The sequence below is a fragment of the Streptomyces torulosus genome, from assembly GCF_001419765.1.
Taxonomy (GTDB): Bacteria; Actinomycetota; Actinomycetes; order Streptomycetales; family Streptomycetaceae; genus Streptomyces; species Streptomyces torulosus.
The window spans coordinates 17,263-36,136 of record NZ_LIRK01000097.1; the positions used below are offsets into that span (position 1 = coordinate 17,263).

An 18,874-nucleotide genomic window follows, 5' to 3' on the forward strand; every position below is an offset into this window, starting at 1 on the left:
TGGGCAGGCGGGTGCGCGGTGGCGGCTTCGCGTCAGCCGCACCCCCCGGTACCCGGCCCGTCACTCTGCGAGGAGCCTGCGCAGCCACGCCAGCTGGGCTGCCTGGCAGGCCTGGGAGAGGACCGTCTGGGGGGCGGCGCTTTCGAAGCCGTGGAAGCCGCCCGGCCATACGTGCAGCTCGGCGGCACCGCCGGCCTGCCACAGGCGGGTGGCGTAGGCGACCACTTCGTCGCGGAACGTTTCGGCGGAGCCGACGTCGAGGAAGGCCGGGGGCAGTCCGGACAGGTCGTCCGCGCGGGCCGGGGCGGCGTACGGGGAGACGTCCGGGCCGCCGCGCCGCGCACCCAGCAGCGCGGTCCAGCCGGTGTCGTTGGCCGTGCGGTCCCACGCGCCGAGGCCCTCCATCTGGTACACGGAGGGGGTGTCGTTGCGGTCGTCGAGCATCGGGCACATCAGCATCTGGCCGATGGGCCGCGGGCCCTTGCGGTCCCTGAGGAGCAGGGCCAGCGCGGCCGTCAGGCCCCCGCCCGCGCTGGCGCCCGCGATGACGATCCGCTCGGGGTCGGCGCCGATCTCCTCCGCGTGGCCGGCGGTCCACAGCAGCCCGGCGTACACGTCGTCGATGGGTGCGGGGTACGGGTTCTCCGGTGCCAGGCGGTACTCCACGGACACCACGACCGCGCCCAGCTCGTTGGCCCAGCGCAGCGGGGCGTCCACCCCGACGCGGTTGTTGCCGAGCACCATGCCGCCGCCGTGGACGTGGTAGATCACGGGCAGCAGTCCGTCCGTCGCCGGAGCGACCGGCCGGCAGATCAGCAGCGAGATGTCGGGCGCGTTCTCGGGGCCCGGCACGACCCGGTCCTCGACCTCGAACGCCCCGCCCAAGGTCAGGTCCATGTCCGCCCACATCTCTATACCGGGACCGTTACGGTGGGCCTCGATCTCGTCCATGGTCAGCTGGGTCAGCAGCGTGTCCTTGATCATCTCCAGGACGGCGGCGAGTTCCGGGTCGAACGGGGGCGGCGTAAGCGTCATTGCCTGTGCTCCTCATGCTGCGTGCGGCGGATCGTACGGCGATGATCCGCGCGTCCGCCGGTCTCCGGCACGCCGCCGTACGGCGGGACTTGCCCGCCGTTTGGCGGGCAGCGCGGATGAAGGTACTCGTCTCGGGAGATGAAGAGGCCGTTTCACCCATCAAAATACCTATTCGTTCTGCCGTAGACATGCCATGTTTCGCAGAGGACCGGGGCGCGATACCCCGGAGGTGCCGCCCAGGTTCAGGTACGGCGCATACGGCTACGAAGGCGTCACCCGCGTCGTCACCTCCGCCAGCAGCACATCGGTCACCGCCAGCAGGCAGACCCTCGTGGCGCCAGGGCCATCAACGTGCTGCTGACCAAGCCCGGCCGGTGTGAGACGTCCACCGACCAGAACCCCCAGTCCCCGCAGGCCACTCTCGCGGGCCTCACGGCCGAGCACGCCACCCTGCTCAGCCGCCGCGCCCCGCGGCACCGCGCGATGCACGGCCGCTCCAGCCGCGACCTGAAGGTCTCCGGCACTGGGTTCCTCCCCAGGGAGGAACCCAGTGCCGTAGTTGATGCCCCGTGCACGCACGTCAGTGTCCCTTCACATAACCGTTGCCGTGTTCCAGCAAGTCAAAGACGCGCTCGGTGTCCCTTGCCAGCGGGGGAACGGCTACCGAAGGTGTCAGCGAATCCGGAAGAACCCAGGGACTTGACAGACGATCACCCCGGCACGATCAAGAACCCCACCTGCACGAGAACGCCATCCGCAGCCCACACCAGACCCGCGACCAGCCACTTCAGGATGGATAATCCTCAATGAGGACATGGCCTCGCCACTGAGCCGAGAGGTTGTCGAGCGCATGGGGGGCGGCGCCGTGCCCCGACCGCGGCCGTGCCGGCCGCGTTCGTGTGGCCGACCTTGCGCCATGTCGCGGCTCGTGCCGCCTGTTCGGCGAAGAACCGCGCAGGTTGGCCTCACCACCCCCTGACGCATGGCTTGGCCCACGTCGCGGGACAGGGCGCGGCTCGGGCAGTGCGCCGGCAGCGTGGGCGAGGTTACCCCGCGGCGACCGCAGTACGGTCGCTGATGTCGCCTGCTGTGGTCAGGACCTTTGGGCGATCTCCGTCTCCGCCTCCGGGTGGACCCGGCAGGCCGGGGCGGCCACGCTCACCGCGGCGACCACCTGCTTGTCTCGTCCCGTTCGCGTGGGCCGCCCTTGGCCTGCGCCCCTGAAGAGATCCGATGTATAGCCCAACCTCGGCGCTCCCTCCATCTTCGGAAACCCTTCAGAGGACCATTTCTGCCAGGGATTATCGTCTTGCCTCTAGACGCGGCCACCGCCGTACTCATATAAATCAATCCGATGTCTCCTCGGGTGTGACGCGGAGTGGAGCGCCCAAGCCGTCCGCTCGTAACGCCTGCCTTCCCTCTCCCTGACACATGGAGCCGCACCATGTCCTCAGCTCCCCTCAGCAGACGTTCTCTGATGAAGGCCGCCGCCCTTGCCGGGGGAGTGGCGGCCTTCGGGCTGCCGCAGGTCCTGTGGCCCGCCACCGCTGAGGCGTACACCGTCCCCTCGAAGATGGACTGGTGGTACCAGGCCCGGTTCGGGATGTTCATCCACTTCGGGTCCTACTCTTACCTCGGCCAGGGCGAGTGGGCGTTCGACAGCCAGCGGTGGAGCAAGGCGGACTACCAGAACCAGGTCACCAAGAACTTCAACCCGACCGCGTTCAACGCCGCCACCATCGCCGAGCTGGCCAAGAACGCCGGCATGAAGTACCTCGTGATCACCGCCAAGCACCACGAGGGCTACGCGATGTGGAACTCCGACGTGGCGGGCTTCACCGACACCACCGGCACCAAGCAGTACAACCTGCGCGACTTCAACGGCATCCAGACCGACCCGCTCATGAACCTCAAGACCGAGTGCGAGAGCCGCGGGATCAAGTTCTGCCTGTACTACTCGATCCTCGACTGGAACCACCCTTCCCAGACCGACCGCCACGAGAGCGGTCTCACGACGATGTCGTCGCAGGCCGCCCGCACCGCCTACATCGCCGACATGAAGGCACAGCTGCAGGAACTGCTGGACCGCTACGACCCGGCACTGCTCTGGTTCGACGGCGACTGGTTCGCCGAGCCTTCCAGCCCCACCCTGGAGGACTGGTGGCTGGAATCCGACGGCGTCGACCTCTACAACTGGCTGATCGCCCGCAAGCCCGGCCTCATCGTCAACGAACGGGTCAAGCGGGACCACGGTCTCGGCGACTACACGGTCGCGGAGTTCGGGATACCCGCCAAGCCGATGGGCCGGCCGTGGGAGCGGTGCGCCACCATGAACGGCGCCTGGGGTTACCAAGCGTCGAGGGAGAACTCCTACAGATCCGTCAAGGACGTCGTCCAGGAGCTCGTCACGGTGGTCTCCCGGGACGGCAACCTCCTGTTGAACATCGGCCCCAAGGGCGACGGCTCGGTCACCGCGGGAACCGAGACCGTCCTGAACGGACTGGCCTCATGGATGTCGACGTACAGCGACAGCATTCACGGCACCAGCGGCAGCCCGTTCGCCACCGAACCTGCATGGGGGAGGGTCACCAAGAAGAGCGGCAAGCTCTTCGCCCATGTCTTCACCTGGCCCACGAACGGCCAGCTCCGGATCCCAGTGATCGACAACACGATCAGCCGCGTCTATCTGCTGAACAACCCCTCGGTCTCGCTCCCGTACACCATCACCGACCAGATCAACGTCACCGTGCCGGCCACCGCGCCGAACGCCAACGTCTCCGTGGTGTGCGTCGAGGTCCAGGGCATGCCCGTGAGGGTTTCCGCGACGGTGTTCCAGAACGTCGACTATCAAGGCGCCCGCGCCGTCCTACCGCTGGGCAGCTACACCTCCTCCCAGCTGTCCGCCACCGGCCTGGGGCCCGCCAAGGCCTCCTCCATCCTGGTACCCGACGGCTACCAGGTGACGGGCTACTCCGGCGACAACTTCACCGGCACTGCCTGGACGTTCACCTCGAACACCCCCGACCTCGGGGTGACCGGCAACAATGACATGATCAGATCACTGAAGGTGACGTTCAGGCCCGACAAGTACTTCCGCCTGAACAATGTCACGAACCACTTGGCGCTGGACAGCGGCGGCAATGTCGCCAGCGGCTCGAACCTGAAGCAGTGGGAGTCGATAGACCACGCCAATCTCCAGTGGCAGGCGATCGAACTCGGCAACGGCTACTACAGGCTCGTCAACCGCACCAACGGCATGGTCGCCGACGGCTGGGGCGCTACCAGCAACGGCGACCCGGCCCGGCAGAAGGCCTGGGACGGCAGTAACACCCAACAGTGGCGCATCACCCACCGCGGCCAAGGCCAGTACTCGATCGCCAACCGCAGCACGGGACTGGTCCTCGACGGTGGCGGCATGGTCGCCGCAGGGGCCGTGGCCAAGCAGTGGACGTGGCAGCAGCACACCAACCTGCTGTGGACGTTCGGGGCTTGACCCACAGTCTCCCGCTTGCATGTGGCGTCGCGTCACTTCTTCTCGCGCCCCGGCAAGAACTCCTGCACCTTCGGCTTGAAGCCCTGCCGCACCATCGACCCCCGGTCCGCGTCGCCCTTCAGGATCGACTCGGCGGTGGTCTCCATCTGCTGCCAGGTCGCGTGCGGCGGGACCGGTGGGACCGCCGGGTCCGCCGGGTCCGCCAGGAACTCGATCACCGCGGGGCCGTCCGCCTCCAGGCCCGCGCGCCGGCCGGCCTCGACGTCCTCGGGCTCCACGCGGATGCCGGTCAGGCCCAGGGAGCGGGCGAAGGCGGCGTACTGGACGTCCGGGAGCTCCTGCGAGGGCAGGAAGGACGGCGCGCCCTCCATCGCCCGCATCTCCAGCCCGGCGGTCTTGTGGAAGGTGGCGTCCTGGGCGAATCTCGTGCATCTCCACCAGCACCGACGGCACGAACTTCACCCAGGTCGCCACCGGCACCTGGGCCGGCGACCGCGCCACCAAGGTGGCCAAATGGCCCGCCCGGAACGTGGGCTTCGTACGGATCCGGGCCAACTCGGCCACCGGCGGCTACGCGAACATGGGCGGCGTGAGGATCGGAGGCCGGACGGCCAAGTCGGCACTGCTGTCCACCACGCTGCCCGGCGACGGCACCGTCTACCGGCTGGTCGCCCGGCACAGCGGCAAGGCCGCCGACGTGGAGGGGCGGGACCACCGCGAACAACAGCAACGTGCTGCAGTGGCCCTGGCTCAACAAGGCCAACCAGAAGTGGACCTTCACCAAGACCGGCGACGGCTACTACGAGATCAAGGCGCTGCGGAGCGTCACCTCCTGAGCGCCCCAGCCCCCTCCACCCGCACGTCTCCACGAAGAAGTCGCGCACGTCCCCACGCGGAAGAGCCGCACGTCCCCACCCAGCAAAGAAGGGCCGCACATGCACACCTTTCGAAGACTCTCCGCCAGACTCACGGCCACGGCATCCGCCACCTGTCTGGCCGCTGTCGGACTCGTCCTCGTCCCGGCGGTAGACGCCTCGGCCGCGGGCGCGCCGCAAGGCGGCCACGTCTACGCGCTGACAGCGGCGCACAGCGGCAAGAACGCCGCCGTGCTGTCGGACTCCCTGGCCAACGCAGCGGCGGTCGTGCAGAAGACCGCCTCCGGCGGTCCCGGGCAGCTGTGGGAGGCGGTCGACCACGGCGACGGCACTTTCTCGCTGGTCAACATCAACAGCGGCAAGTGCATGGACATCCAGAACGGCTCCACGAACGCGGGAACCGCGATCATCCAGTGGCCCTGCACCGGCGCCGGCAACCAGCGCTGGACCTTCAGCGGTTCGGCGATCGTCTCCGCCCACAGCGGCCTGTGCCTGGACGTCAACGGCGGCTCCACCGCGGAGGACCGCGCGCTCATCCAGTACACCTGCAAGACCACGGCCAACCAGAAGTGGAGCCTGACCGAGCGCCCGCGCTCGGCGACCTGGGGCCCGGCCATGGTCAGCGGCGGCCAGACCTTCACCCAGCAGACCATCCGGATGGTCGTCCACAACAACACCTCCGGCGCGGGGCTGCGCATCCGGCTGTCCAACCTGCGCAGCACCACTGCGCTCTCGGTCGGTGCCGTCACGGTGGCCGTCCAGTCCAGCGGCGCCACCGCGGTCGCGGGCACCACGCGAACCGTCACCTTCGGCCGGTCGGCCACGCCCACCATCCCAGCCGGGCAGGAAATGACCAGCGACGTCATCCCGATGCAGGTCGTCGCGGAGCAGAACCTGCTGGTGAGCGTCTACCTCCCGGGCACCATCGGCGCCTCGACCTACCACAACGACGCCCACCAGACCTCCTACCTGTCCGCCGCGGGCACCGGCAACCACGCGGCCGAGGAGGCCGCGACGAACTTCACCACCACCACGGCCCGCTGGTTCTACGTCGCCGGACTCGACGTCGTGTCACCCACGGCCAAGGGAACCGTCGTGGCCATCGGCGACTCCATCACCGACGGCTCCAGCGCCACCAACAACGCCAACCACCGCTGGCCCGACTACCTCGCCCGGCGGCTGCAGGCCCAGTCCGGCGGCCAGCGCCTCGGCGTGGTCAACGCGGGCATCGGCGGCAACCGCGTGGTCACCGACAGCCCGAGCGCGCAGCAGGGCATCGCGGCCATGACCCGGTTCTCCCACGACGTCCTGACCCAGCCGGGCGTGAAGAACGCCATCGTGCTGGAGGGCATCAACGACATCAACAACACCACCACCCCCACCCCCGCCGACCAGATCATCGCCGGCTACCAGATCATGATCGACCAGGCACACCAGGCCGGTGTCCGGATCATCGGCGGGACGATCCTGCCGCACTCCTCGCAGACCACCGACAAGGCCGCCATCCGCGCCCAGGTCAACCAGTGGATCCGCACCAGCGGCGCCTTCGACGCGGTCATCGACTTCGACGCGGCGCTCCGGGACCCGGCCAACCCGGCGCGACTGCTCCCCGCCTACGACAGCGGCGACCATCTGCACCCCAACAGCGCCGGCATGCAGGCCATCGCCAACGCCGTGGACCTCGCGCTGCTCACCTCCTGAGCGGTGCCCACCTCCCGGACGGCGTAGTTCCGTTCGGCGCCCCCTCTCCGCATACGAGGCGCCGGACGGGGCGCCGGACGGAACGGCCCGTCATCCGTGCGCCTGCGGGCAGCTGCTGCCGACGATGACGGCCAAGACATACCGGCTCCTCAAGACCATCATGTCAACGCAAGACCGCCGTGGACGACGAGCCGACCACACGCACATCCTTGCCGCATCAAGGTGCCGGTAGGAAGAGGCGGCTGAGCGGCGCATCGCCCCGGTCACCCAAGTCGCGCGCCGGCCAACGCCGTCGGGATGCAGTGGCGTCTCATGACCTACCAGGTCGACCAGGCCAAGACAATGTACCCGCCCTCTCCAAAGCTGGGTCGACACCGACTTCACGAACACCGTCATCGAGCACGGCGCCAACCTCGGAAAAGATGTCGAAGTCGTCAATAGAAACCCGGAAATCCGCGGCTTTCACGTCATCAAAAGGCGCTGGGCAGTAGAACGAAGCCCCGGTTGGCTCATGCTGCACCGACGCCTGTCCCGCGATTACGAGCCCCTTCCCGCCAGCTCCGAAACCGTGATCCACCCTGGGGCGTGGCCGGCCGTGCGATGACGGGCAGGTCGTAGGTCCGCACGCGCTACCGGTCGTCCACTCCCTCACGCCCACGGCGCGGATGACGACGGTCAGTTGCTCGGCCACCTGCCGGTGCGCGACCTCGTACTGGTGCGGGCGGCGGGATCGGCGCGCCAGCCGTGCCAGGCCCGGCGGGACCGGTCGACGACGGCGTCCAGTGCGTCCGGCTGCTGGTCGGGGGCCTCTTGGAAGACCTCTCCGGTGGCCGGATCGACGACGGCGAGACGCGGGGCCCGGCGTCCGGGGAAGCGGTCGGGCTCGGAGGTCGGCATATCGGCGGTCAGCTCACGGCGGTGACGCCGGCCGCGTGCTCCCGGGCCTGCCGGTCCATCTCCGCCCGGAAGGCGGCCACCATGTGCGGCCGGATCCGTCCTGTGTTGCGGTCGCCGCCCTCGCAGACCGCTCCGCGCACCCCGACGATGTCCGTGCCGATGCGGGTCAGCGGGCCGAGGTCGGCCTGCTTGACACTGCCCGCGAGCGCGGCGAGCAGGCCAGCGGCGTGGGCCAGCCGGACGAACTCGGCGCAGGCGTCCGGCGGCACGTGGTCGAACAGCCGCGTCCCGTCCTTGATCGCCGTGTCGAGCATGGCGGCGTCGGCGCCGGAGCGGGCGGCGATGTCGGGCACGGTCCGAGGGCCCACTGCCGTTCCATGTCCGCGGGGTGCGGGTTCCTCGCTGACATCGCGGTCGGCGTCGTCCGCGCTGTGCGCCTCATGGCTCACACCTCGGTCCTCTCGGTGTTCCGGGAATCGGTCAGCGGATCGCGGGTGGTGAACGTGTGCCGGCCCGAGCCGACGACGTAGGTGGCGCGGTCGCCCATAGGCATGCGGACCTCCGCCGTGGTGTTCGGCGGGAGTGCCACGTGGAGGCGGAACCTGCCGTTCTTACGGACCCACTGCACGGACACCACGCCGTACGGCGTGCGGTAGCTGCCCTCGGCATGGGTGAGGTCACCGACCGGGCGGGGGTCGATCACCAGCTCGCGGTAGCCGGCTCTGCCGCGTGCCTGGCGGATGCCCACCAGGCCGCTGTGGAACCACTCCTCGATCTGCACCAGGATCATGTGGTTCTTGGAGTTGCCCATGTCCCACTGTTCGGGAACGGTCGTCAGGCCGCCGGGGTTGGCGAGGGTGGGCGCCATGAAGTAGCCGTAGCTCGGACGGGTGTCCTCCTGGAGGACGTCCCACAGGACGTCGTCGCGACCGCCGTCGTGCAGGGCCCTGACGATCGGGGCGAGACCGATGGTGCCGCCGCTGAAGTGTGGACCTCCACCGAACGGCCGGTGGGCGTGGACCAGTTCGACCAGCGCGTCGAGAACCTTCCCTCGTTCGCCCTCCGGTACCAGGCCCTCGTCCAGAGCGAGCGCCTGCGCGGCCTGTGTCGCCCCGGCACCGCCCTGGTCGCCCTCGGCGGTGTAGCGGCCGAGGGCCTGGTTGTAGAAGGCGTCGTTGAACGCGTCCTTGATGCCTACCGCGAGGCTGCGGTACTCGGCCGCGTCGGCCTCACGCCCGAGCAGTGCCGCCATCCTCGCCATGCGATCGGCGATCTGGTGGTAGCCCCAGGTTCCGGTGATGCGGCCCGAGGTGTTCTCACTGGCGATCCAGTCGGCCAGGGCCGCGTCCACGATGCGGGCGTTCGTGCCGGTGCCTGCCTTCCTGGTCCTGATGTAGCCCAGGAAGGCCTGCATCTGCGGGTAGTAGCGAGCCATCGTCCGGGTGTCGCCGTACGTCTCGTACAGCAGCCAGGGCACCAGGATGATGCCGTTGCCCCAGTTGATCTCGTCGCCGAACCGGCCGGTGTAACCCCAGTCGTACACCGGGGCCTTGAGCGCCACGTTGCCGATGTCGGCACCGGCCCTGGACTGGCCCTCCGCCAGATGGCGCTGCATGGTGCGCAGGTAGGCCGCGTATCCGAAGGTGCGGTGGATGGATCCGAAGGGCTGCACGTAGTCGGCGGGGTAGGCGAGCTTTTCGCGGCCTGGGCAGTCCGTGAAGGTGGACATGGTGTTGCTCATGATCGAGTAGCGGGCCATGCGGTGAATGCGGTTGATCCGGTCGTCGGAGGTCCGCACGGAGCCGGCCTCCGGGACGTCCGCGTGGATCTGCAGGGCGGTCACCGTGTCCCGGGTCGGGACGTAGCCCTCGGGCAGGCCGGTCATCTGCAGCCACTGCATCCCGAAGTAGTGGAACTGCGGGTGCCAGCGCTCGCCCCGCTCACCGCCGTGCGTCGTGTAGGCAGCGAACACGTCGGTGCCGCGTGCCGCGCCGCCGCCCATGATCGATGCCTGGTTGACGCTGCCGTCGGCGTTCAGTGACTCGGCGGGATACAGCTTGACGGTGGTGCCGGCCGGGAGCGGGGCGTCGAGCGTGAGCAGCGGCCAGCCGGCGATGTTCTGCCCGAAGTCGAAGACCCACACGCCGGGCTGCGGCTGCTTGACGCTCACCGGACGCAGTCTGTCGACGACCTTGAGCGGCTCTGCCACGCGCCACACCAGCTCGGTGGTCAGATTGGGCGGCGGGGCGATTCCGGCGGCGGTCCAGCCCATGGCCGTGCCGTCGCGCCGTTTCACCGACGCGCCGAGGTCCGCGCCGGGGACGGTCCAGGCGGGCTGCTCGCGCCGGGCGTCGTAGTCGGAGCCGGAGTACCAGTTGGCCGTGGTGGTCGGGCCGAGAGCCGCCTTCCACGAGCGGTCGCTGACCACGGTCTCGACCTTGCCGTCGTCCTTCGTGATTTCCAGGCGGGCGATCAGGCGTGGTGTGACGGCGGCGCCGGCACTGGCATCGGTGCTCGCGAGCGGGTTGCCGGAGCCGGTGACGACGGCGCCGTTCTCGTGTCCCGAGGCGAGCCCGGGCTCGAAGGTGATGCCGGTGCCGTCGGCCCCCGCGGTACCGATCGCGGTGATCGTGTGTGACTCCAGGCGCTCGCCACCGTCACCCGTGTCGATGTTGACGGTGCCACCGACGTGGTAATTGGCCACGTTGTTGACCTTGATGGTGGTGGCGCCCCGGGCAGCGGGCGCGACGAGGCCACCGCTGCCTTTGAACTGGCTCTGCCACCAGCTGTACGGTGCCGTGCGGCCGGTCGTGGGATTCGCGACGGACCGCGTCACCAGCGCCGTGCCGTGGCCCAGTTCGACGCCCAGAGTGTTGTCGCCGTGGCGGACGAGACCGGTGACGTCGAACACCCGGTACTCGGTGGAGAGCTGGTAGTTCGAGTTGCCCGGCGCGAGTACCTCGTCGGTGACGGGTCTGTCGTTGAGTCGGGCGACGTGCAGTCCGACGCCGGACAGGTACAGCCTCGCCCTGACGATCTTCCCTCGGCGTCTGTCCACGCGGAAAGCGCGGGCGAACACGGGCAGTGGCTGGTCGACGGTGCGGCCCGGGTACTCGATCCACCGGGCCTTGCCCCAGTCGGAGCGCTTGAGGAGCCCCATCTCCCATGAGGCGGGCCGGCTCCACGGTGTCGCCTCGCCCTCGGTGCTCCACGCCCGCACCTGCCAGACGACCCGGTCGCGCGAGGCCGGGGCAGGACCGTGCCAGGCGACGTCGGTCTGGGCCGAGGAGCGGACCTTGCCGCTGTCCCACAGAAGACGGCCCCTGTCGAGATCCGGCTCGGTGCGCGCCGCGCGGATCCGGTAGGCGGCCTGCGTCCATCCCTCGGCGGTTCCCTCCACCCGCCAGCTCAGTCGCGGGGCGGGGTCGTCGACGCCGAGCGGGTTGTCCTCGCGGCCATCGACCGCGAGAGCAGTGACCATCGCCCCATGTCTGCTGCCGTTCCCGTCCGCGTAGGCCTGCGGTGTGAGAGGACCGAGGACGGTGGGCAGCGCCAGCCCTGCCGCGGAGACGGTCACGGTGCCGACGACCTGTCTACGACTGAACGCTCCGCCCGCTGTGCCGGACATGCCGAACCTCCGTTGATTCGAAAGGAGTTGCTTCGAGAAGACCTGGAGAACCTGGACGTGCGCCCACGTGCCCGATGGCCCCGCTCAGCTCCCGGCCTTGTAGTCGGCGTCCATCTCGTCGAGGAGTTTCTTAGGCGTGGACTGACCGCTGAAGATCTCCTGGAGGCCGCTGAGCATGGTCTGCTGGACCTTCCCGTTGGGCCAGAGCTGGTCCAAGAACGGCACGGTGCGGTCCGAGCCGATGAACTCGGAGAGTTCGGCGAGCGAGGGGTCAGCCTTGAATCCCGTGTCGGGGAGGGAGGGCAGGCCGCCCTGCTTCTCGACGAAGAGGTTCATGCCCTCGGGGGACATCACGAAGTTCACGAACTTCAGGGCGAGTTCCTCGTTCTTGGCCTTGGCGTTGACGCCGTAGCCGGCGCCCGCTGCCGCCGGAATGATCGTCTCGGACGGAGAGTCGTTGGCGGGCAACGCCTTGAGGATGAAGGTGGCCTTCGGGTTCTTCGCCTCAAGCAGGGCGATCACCCAGTTGCCCTGCACGATGCCCAAGGTCTGGCCGGTGGCCGCGAGTTGCTGGCTGGCTTCGTAGTTGGTGCCCAGGGGGTTCTTCTGGAAGCAGCCGGTCTTCTCCATCGTCAGGTACTTGTCCAGGGCGGTGGTCCACAGTGACTTCGCGAAGGTTGCCTGGCCGGCCTGCATCTTCTGGTCGAAGTCGCGGTCCTGTCCGTAGACGGTCGTGGCAACGAGCGCGTAAAGGACGAGCTGGGTGACCCAGTTGTCCTGGTTGCCCAGGGCGAAGGCCGGGGTGCCCTTGGCCTTCGCGGCCTTGCAGAAGGCCAGCAGGTCGGTCCATGTCTCCGGCGGAGTGAGTCCGGCCTTCTTCATGGCCTGCTCGTTGTAGACGGCGCCTATGCCGTTCTGACCGAAGATCGCGTTGTAGGTCTTCCCCTCGTACTGGGCGACGCTCTTGATCGCGTCTGGCATCTTGGCGGCCCAGGGCTGGTCCGAGAGGTCGCGCAGATAGCCGGGCTTGGCCAGGACATAGGTGGCGCCCGGGTTTCCGTTGCCGGGCCAGACCGACATCACGTCGGGCGCGGTGCCCGAGGACAGTTGGGTGCGGATCTGTTGCTGGTACTGGTCGGCGCCGCTGGTGGTGTAGCGGACCTTGACACCGGGGTTGGCCTTCTCGAACGCCTTGACGACGTCCTCGATCGAGCCCTGGTCCACCGAGGCGAGCGTCAGCGTCTTCGAGCCGCCCGAACCGCCTTCGGAGCCCGCCTTGGTGCCGCCGCTGCACGCGGCCAGCACGGCCACGGACGTCAACGTCGCGATCAGGACCGGGAGTTTGCGTGTCTTCATGATGTCCCCCTCGGGGAAGCGCCACGTGATCATCCGCGCAGTCCTCCCGCGAAGCCGTTGATGATGCTGCGCTGCAACAGGAAGTAGACAAGCAGGACGGGCAGGATGCTGATCACCAAAGCAGCGAAGATGAGGTTCCAGTCGGTGACGTACTGGCCGACGAAGCCGGCGATGGCGACCGGCATGGTCTGCTGGGCGCTGCCGCTGAGGTACAGCAGCGGAGTGAAGAAGTCGTTCCACACGGCGACCGCGTTGAGCACGAGAGCGGTCACGGTCACGGGTTTGAGCATGGGCAGGACCACATACCGGAAGCCCTGCAGCGGAGTGCAGCCGTCGATCAGTGCCGCGTCCTCGAAGTCGCGGGGCAGAGCGCGCAGGAAGCCGACGTAGAGGAAGACGGTGAACGGGACTTGGAGACCGGAGTAGAAGAGGACCAGCGCCCAAGGGGTGCCGAGCAGGCCCATGTCTCGCATGGTCTGGTACAGCGGCAGCGAGGCGAGCTGGAAGGGGAGGACCAGGCCGAGGAGGAAGGTCAGATACGTGCCCCGCGACCAGCGAGCTGTGACGCGGGCCAGCGGGTACGCCGCGAGCGACGACACGGCCAGCACGATGACGACACTGCAGGCGGTCACCAGCACGCTGTTGCCCAAGGCCCCGCCCAGCGAGCCCTGTTGCCAGGCCTGAGTGAAGTTGTCGAAGGTGGGAGAGGTCGTCGGGCTGATCGGCGACGAGGTGTCCGAGGCAGGTCGCAGGGCCAGGTTGACCAGGACGTACACCGGGAAGCCCACGACCAGGGCGACCGCGATCATCGTCAGTTCCAGCGCGAGGGTGCGCGGGCGGTAGCGGCTCACGATGCGGCCCTCTCGTTGCGGGACAGCACGGCGTACTGCCCGGTCGAGACGACCGCCACGATGATCGTGAGCACGACCGCGAGTGCGATGCTGTAGCCGAACTCCCCCAGCGTGAAGGCGTCCTTGTAGATGAGGGTCGAGATGGTGTCGGTGGCGTGTCCCGGCCCGCCGCCGGTCAACGCGTAGACCTGGTCGAAGAGTTTGATGCCGCCGATGATCGACAGCATCAGGTTGATGGTGAGGGCCGGAGCGAGCAGCGGCCGGGTGACCGACCAGAAGCGCCGGACCGGGCCCGCCCCGTCGATGGCCGCCGCTTCGTGGACCTCCCTCGGCACCGACTGCAGCCCGGCCAGGAAGATCACCATGGAGTAGCCCGCGAACTGCCAGACGGTCACCCCGACCACCGCCCACAACGCAAGCCCCGGACTCCCCAGCCAGTCCTGCCGCCAGTCGCCCAACCCCATCGCCCCGAACAGGCTGTTGACCGCACCGTCCGGACCGAGCAGATTGCGCCAGAGGTACGCGGTCACGATCGGCGTGATCACGGCCGGGGCGAACAGGAACACCCTCAGCACATTCCGGGACTTGATGGCCGTGTCGACGCCGAGCGCCAGCAGCAGACCGAGGGCGTTCTGAACGACTGTGATGGACACGGCGATCAGCAAGGTGTGCCAGATCGCCTGCTTCGCGTCCGCGTCGTGGAACATCTCCGAGAAGTGGTCCAGGCCGACGAAGGAGAAGTCGGGATCCAGGCCGTCCCAGTCGGTGAAGGCGTAGTGGACACCGCGGACACTCGGCACCAGGACGACGAACGCGAACAGCAGCAGCGCGGGGAGCGCGAACCACCAGGGCGGCGCGGTTCGCGCCCGCCGGACCCGGGCTGCCACCGGTTGTGGATCCGGGGGCCGGTCGTGGTCCGGGAGTTGCTCGTGCGGGGCGAGGGTCACCGACGGACCTCCTGTCTTGAAACGATTCAAGCAGATCGCCGGGCGAGGGATCGGGCCGATACGACACGGGAGCACGCGACGACTTCCGCGCATGGGGGTGGTGCGGCCCGACGCCGGGCCTGGTCGACTCGGAGTCCCGCATGAGCAACGTTTCCCAAAAGGGTGTGCCAGAACCCTAGAGAGCGGCCCGTGTGACGTCAAGATGCCGCACACGCTGCCCGATTGTTACGACGGTTCGGAACTGCGACCGTTTCAGCGCCTGCTGGACTGCGTTGTCCGTCCGTACACTCGGCGACAACGTTTCCCGATGGGAGGGAGCAGGATGGAGCCGCCGGCACGGCCTCGTCGCGTCACCATCGTCGATGTCGCGAAGCACGCCGGGGTGTCGACCACCGCCGCGTCGAAAGTGCTGCGCAATGCTTATGGAGCGAGCCCGGAGATGCGCGCGAAGGTACGCCGGGCGATCGACGAGCTGGGCTATCGGCCGCACGCGGGCGCCAGGGGCCTGCGCGGGCAGACCTACACCATCGGCGTCATGCTGCCCGACATCCGCAACCCCTTCTTCCCCGAGATCCTCGACGGCGTCACCGCCTCACTGGCGGACACCGAATACCAGGTGTTCCTGGGACCGGGCTGCAACGGGGAGAAGGAGGAGGCCCGCGTCACCGAGGCGATGATCGACCGCGGCATGGACGGCATCATCCTGGTCGCGCCCGTGTCCCCGCCCGCGCATCTGGAGCACATCGCGGCCTCGGCACCGACCGTCGTTGTCGGCCGACACGGCAAGTCCCCGCTGTACGACACCGTGGTCGACGACGACGCCGAGGGCGCGGCCCTGGTCGTGGGCCACCTCACCGGCCTCGGACATCGTCGGATCGCCCACATCGAACATCGCGAGACCGACCCGACGCGCCTTGCGGAGATGCCCAACGCCCGGCGCGCCGACGGTTATCGACTGGCCATGCGGGCGCACGGGCTGGAGGAATGCATCAACGTGATCTCCACCAGCTACACCCAGGAAGGCGGCTACCTGGGCGCGAAGGAGCTGCTGGCCCGCACCGCCACCGTCCGGCCCACGGCCGTATTCGCCGGAGCGGACATAGTCGCCATGGGGGTGCTCGACGCGGTCAGCGAAGCCGGACTGTCCGTGCCCGGCGACCTCTCGGTGGCCGGATACGACAACACCACGTTCGCCGCGTTCGCTCCCATCTCGCTGACCAGCGTCGACCAGTCGGGCCGCGAGATGGGCAGAAACGCCGTGCGCCTCCTACTGGAACGGATCGCCGACCGCAGCCGGAATTCGACCCAGGTCACCCTCTCCCCCACCCTCGTGCCTCGACGGTCGACGGCGCGACCGACGGTGTAAGGATTCGACGCCGAGCTGCGCGGTGGGCGTTCAATAGTTCGGTTGAATTTTGGATTCCACTGTTGGGAAACGTTGCCCATCCGTGTTTGCGGAGCCAGGATGGAGGGTGCCCAACGGTCATGGCCGAGCCATGCACCGGGCTTCACCCCCCATCAGGAAGGTCTCCCCAACGTGTCAAGCTTCAGCAGGCGACATGTCCTGGCCACCGGCGCAGGCGCCGCCCTCGGCGTCGGTGCGTTCGGCGCCGCCGCCAGTCCGGCCGCAGCCTCCCCCGCGGGTTCCCGCAGTAAGGGCGGACGGGAGGAGACGCGGACGCTCGACGAGCTCTACCGGGCCGCTCTGGCGGACGGCGGCAAGCTCGTCGTCTACGCCGGCGGCGACACCCCCACCCAGCAGGACGGCACCAAGGCGGCCTTCAAGGCCCGCTTCCCGGACATCGACCTGACACTGATCGTCGACTACAGCAAGTATCAGGACGTCCGCGTCGACAACCAGTTCGCCACCGACACCCTCGTCCCGGACGTCGTCCAGCTCCAGACCCTCCAGGACTTCACCCGCTGGAAGGGACAGGGCCGCCTGCTGCACTACAAGCCCGCCGGATTCTCGAAGGTCTACGACAGGTTCAAGGACCCGCAGGGCGCATGGGTGGCCACCACCGCGCTCGCCTTCAGCTTCATGTACAACACGGCGGCGGTCGGTTCGCAGACACCGCTCACCCCGCGTGACCTGGTCGACCCAAAGTGGAAGGGCAAGATCGCCTCCGCCTTCCCGCACGACGACGACGCGGTGCTGTACCTCTTCACGCTGTACGTGCAGAAGTACGGCTGGGACTGGGTGGCGAAGTTCGCCGCCCAGGACGTGCGGTTCGCGCGCGGCAGCAACACCCCGGCCGAGGCCGTCTTCGGCGGGCAGAAGGTCATCGGTGTCGGCACCGCGGGGTCCGCGGTCAGCACTTCTCCCGTGACGTTCGCCATCGGCGCCGGACATCCGTTCATGGCCTGGGGCCAGCGCGTGGCCGTCCTCAAGCAGGCGAAGAACTCCACGGCCGCCAAGCTGTTCCTCAACTGGCAGCTGTCGAAGGAGATGCAGAATGCTTCCTTCAACGGCTGGTCCGTCCGCACCGACATCACTCCCCCGGCGGGTCTGAAGCCGATGTGGGAGTACCCCGACGCCCATGTGGACGGCTTCCCCCGCTTCATGGAGGACCGCGCCGCGGTCGAGCGCTGGAAGCAGACCTTCGCCCTGTACTTCGGCGAGGTCAAGGGCGACCCGACGCCCGGCGTGCTCGGACTGCACCCGGGGGCGTAGCGGGAGTACGAGGCGGCGCCGGGTGTGGGCGACGGTGATCAGCCCGGCCCAGCCACGCCGGCGGTGTCGGCGTGGCTGGGCTTCCGGCGGGGCCGGCCGGGTGTCCGCCTCATCAAGCCGGAGGTGTGCTCCAGGCCGAAGCGACGGAGGAACGCACGGTGTCCAGCGGCACGGCCCGGGAGGTGCGGCCCGTTTCCGGGGCGCGGCGAAGGAGCACGGCCGACCCGGCACGGACTGCCCCTTGCCGTCGGTGTTTTGTCCGTAAGTCCGGCAGAACAGCCGGTCCCGCCCTGCCGGGACATCGGGGCGGGGCCGGCTGCTCACGTCCGCGGTCGGCGCGCGGTGCACCCGCGCCGACTCCGCCCACGGACGGGTTCGGGTGAGGGTTCGACAGGCTGAATAGTAGGAAATGTCGGCCTTGCGTGAAGAGGTGAGGGTATCTCGGTGGCCAGTCGGGAAGAAGCGATGGCAGCGCTGTGGGAGTTCATGCGGATGGCCCTCGCGGAAGGCGGCGGAGTTGCAACCGTCACAGGCCCGCCCGGAGTGGGGAAGACGTACCTGGTCGAACGGTTCGCACGAGAGGCGCGTGCCGCTGGAGCGGTGGTCCGGGAAGTCGCCGGGGTGTCGGCCGAACAGGATGTATCGCTGGGGCTGGTCAAGAGGTTGTTCGGTGACGACGAGCTCGTGCGGGCGCTGTCACGTTGGTTGGCCGGGTGGGATGATCTTCTGGTTGATCGTGTTGGAAGGGGCTGTTTCGTGGGGGCCGTGGCTCCGTCGTACAAGGGTCACCGGTACCCGGTCGAGGTCATCTCCCACTGTGTGTGGCTGTACCACCGTTTCCCGCTCAGCTTCCGCGAGGTCGAGGAGCTGATGCTCGAGCGCGGGATCGTCGTCTCCTACGAGACGGTGCGCCGCTGGTGCGGCAAGTTCGGGCAGACCTACGCCGATTCGCTGCGCCGCCGCAGGCCCCGGTCTGGTGACAAGTGGCACTTGGACGAGGTCTTCATCAAGATCAATGGGGAACAGAAGTATCTGTGGCGGGCTGTCGACCAGGACGGCAACGTCCTGGACATCCTGGTGCAGGACCGCCGGGACAAGGCCGCGGCCAGGCGCTTCTTGCGCCGCCTGATGAAGAAGACCCGCATGGTGCCGCGGGTGATCGTCACCGACAATCTCCGCTCCTACGGCGCGGCCCACCGCGAGATCATGCCCTCCGTCGAGCACCGCTCCCACAAGGGGCTGAACAACCGGGCCGAGAACAGCCACCAGCCCACCAGGCAGCGCGAACGGGCGATGAAGGGCTTCCGCGGCACCGGCACAGCCCAGCGGTTCCTGTCCGCGTTCAGCGGCATCTCACCCCACTTCCGGCCCCGACGCCACCTGATGACCGCCCCCGACTACCGAGCCGAAATGACCA

The 18,874-nt window shown here is 68.5% G+C and carries 10 protein-coding genes and 6 pseudogenes; 8 read left to right on the top strand and 8 right to left on the bottom strand.

What is annotated here, in order from left to right; genetic code table 11:
- Positions 1 to 60 precede the first annotated feature (60 nt).
- Positions 61 to 1,035: an alpha/beta hydrolase gene (locus AOK23_RS07880; protein WP_055712032.1), complete on the bottom strand. Its 975-nt coding sequence runs from the start codon at positions 1,033 to 1,035 to the stop codon at positions 61 to 63.
- A gap of 1,444 nt (positions 1,036 to 2,479) precedes the next feature.
- Here AOK23_RS07880 and AOK23_RS07885 point away from each other — a divergent pair.
- Entirely contained in the window at positions 2,480 to 4,528 is a 2,049-nt protein-coding gene (locus AOK23_RS07885) for an alpha-L-fucosidase (protein WP_055712033.1), read from the top strand.
- 32 nt (positions 4,529 to 4,560) lie between these two features.
- On the opposite strand, the pseudogene AOK23_RS07890 reads toward AOK23_RS07885, so the two are convergent.
- Positions 4,561 to 4,911, bottom strand: a pseudogene (locus tag AOK23_RS07890) (thiamine pyrophosphate-requiring protein); the annotation flags it as partial.
- 47 nt (positions 4,912 to 4,958) lie between these two features.
- Between AOK23_RS07890 and AOK23_RS44655 the strand changes: the two are divergent.
- From AOK23_RS44655 to AOK23_RS44660, 3 genes and pseudogenes are all read left to right on the top strand, one after another.
- Positions 4,959 to 5,352: pseudogene (locus tag AOK23_RS44655) on the top strand (RICIN domain-containing protein); the annotation flags it as partial.
- Between the two features lie 111 nt (positions 5,353 to 5,463).
- The gene (locus tag AOK23_RS07895; protein WP_055712035.1) at positions 5,464 to 7,104 is read left to right on the top strand and encodes an RICIN domain-containing protein; all 1,641 of its coding nucleotides are present in this window, start codon (positions 5,464 to 5,466) and stop codon (positions 7,102 to 7,104) included.
- Between the two features lie 324 nt (positions 7,105 to 7,428).
- Positions 7,429 to 7,708 (top strand): annotated as a pseudogene (locus AOK23_RS44660) (IS5/IS1182 family transposase); the annotation flags it as partial.
- Between the two features lie 107 nt (positions 7,709 to 7,815).
- Here AOK23_RS44660 and AOK23_RS07900 read toward each other — a convergent pair.
- The 6 genes and pseudogenes from AOK23_RS07900 to AOK23_RS07925 form a co-directional block, all read right to left on the bottom strand.
- A pseudogene (locus tag AOK23_RS07900) lies at positions 7,816 to 8,001 on the bottom strand (aldehyde dehydrogenase family protein); the annotation flags it as partial.
- A gap of 8 nt (positions 8,002 to 8,009) precedes the next feature.
- Positions 8,010 to 8,369, bottom strand: a pseudogene (locus AOK23_RS07905) ((5-formylfuran-3-yl)methyl phosphate synthase); the annotation flags it as partial.
- 77 nt (positions 8,370 to 8,446) lie between these two features.
- On the bottom strand, positions 8,447 to 11,629 hold the full coding sequence (locus AOK23_RS07910; RefSeq protein ID WP_055712037.1) for a family 78 glycoside hydrolase catalytic domain: 3,183 nt from the start codon (positions 11,627 to 11,629) through the stop codon (positions 8,447 to 8,449).
- Between the two features lie 84 nt (positions 11,630 to 11,713).
- Entirely contained in the window at positions 11,714 to 13,018 is a 1,305-nt protein-coding gene (locus AOK23_RS07915) for an ABC transporter substrate-binding protein (protein WP_240496300.1), read from the bottom strand.
- Complete coding sequence (locus tag AOK23_RS07920) at positions 13,015 to 13,836, bottom strand: carbohydrate ABC transporter permease (protein ID WP_046703145.1); 822 nt, start codon at positions 13,834 to 13,836, stop codon at positions 13,015 to 13,017. The genes AOK23_RS07915 and AOK23_RS07920 overlap by 4 nt, the downstream gene beginning before the upstream one ends.
- Entirely contained in the window at positions 13,833 to 14,783 is a 951-nt protein-coding gene (locus AOK23_RS07925; RefSeq protein WP_055712038.1) for a carbohydrate ABC transporter permease, read from the bottom strand. The genes AOK23_RS07920 and AOK23_RS07925 overlap by 4 nt, the downstream gene beginning before the upstream one ends.
- Positions 14,784 to 15,105: 322 nt before the next feature.
- On the opposite strand from AOK23_RS07925, the gene AOK23_RS07930 reads away from it, so the two are divergent.
- The 4 genes and pseudogenes from AOK23_RS07930 to AOK23_RS07940 form a co-directional block, all read left to right on the top strand.
- Positions 15,106 to 16,149 carry a LacI family DNA-binding transcriptional regulator gene (locus AOK23_RS07930; RefSeq protein WP_055712039.1) on the top strand — a complete coding sequence of 348 codons (1,044 nt, stop codon included), beginning with the start codon at positions 15,106 to 15,108 and terminating at the stop codon, positions 16,147 to 16,149.
- Between the two features lie 171 nt (positions 16,150 to 16,320).
- A complete protein-coding gene (locus AOK23_RS07935; RefSeq protein WP_055712040.1) occupies positions 16,321 to 17,457 on the top strand; it encodes an ABC transporter substrate-binding protein in 1,137 nt (378 codons plus the stop codon).
- Between the two features lie 492 nt (positions 17,458 to 17,949).
- Positions 17,950 to 18,162, top strand: a pseudogene (locus AOK23_RS51850) (AAA family ATPase); the annotation flags it as partial.
- Positions 18,163 to 18,213: 51 nt separating this feature from the next.
- Positions 18,214 to 18,874 (top strand): IS6 family transposase (locus AOK23_RS07940; RefSeq protein ID WP_055712041.1); only part of this gene is annotated, 661 nt, incomplete at its 3' end.

Excerpts from the sequence above, each read along its gene's own strand:
- AOK23_RS07910 (WP_055712037.1), bottom strand. The coding sequence starts at position 11,629 with ATGTCCGGCACAGCGGGCGGAGCGTTCAGTCGTAGACAGGTCGTCGGC.
- AOK23_RS07930 (WP_055712039.1), top strand. The coding sequence starts at position 15,106 with ATGGAGCCGCCGGCACGGCCTCGTCGCGTCACCATCGTCGATGTCGCG.
- AOK23_RS07885 (WP_055712033.1), top strand. The coding sequence starts at position 2,480 with ATGTCCTCAGCTCCCCTCAGCAGACGTTCTCTGATGAAGGCCGCCGCC.
- AOK23_RS07915 (WP_240496300.1), bottom strand. The coding sequence starts at position 13,018 with ATGATCACGTGGCGCTTCCCCGAGGGGGACATCATGAAGACACGCAAA.
- AOK23_RS07895 (WP_055712035.1), top strand. The coding sequence starts at position 5,464 with ATGCACACCTTTCGAAGACTCTCCGCCAGACTCACGGCCACGGCATCC.
- AOK23_RS07880 (WP_055712032.1), bottom strand. The coding sequence starts at position 1,035 with ATGACGCTTACGCCGCCCCCGTTCGACCCGGAACTCGCCGCCGTCCTG.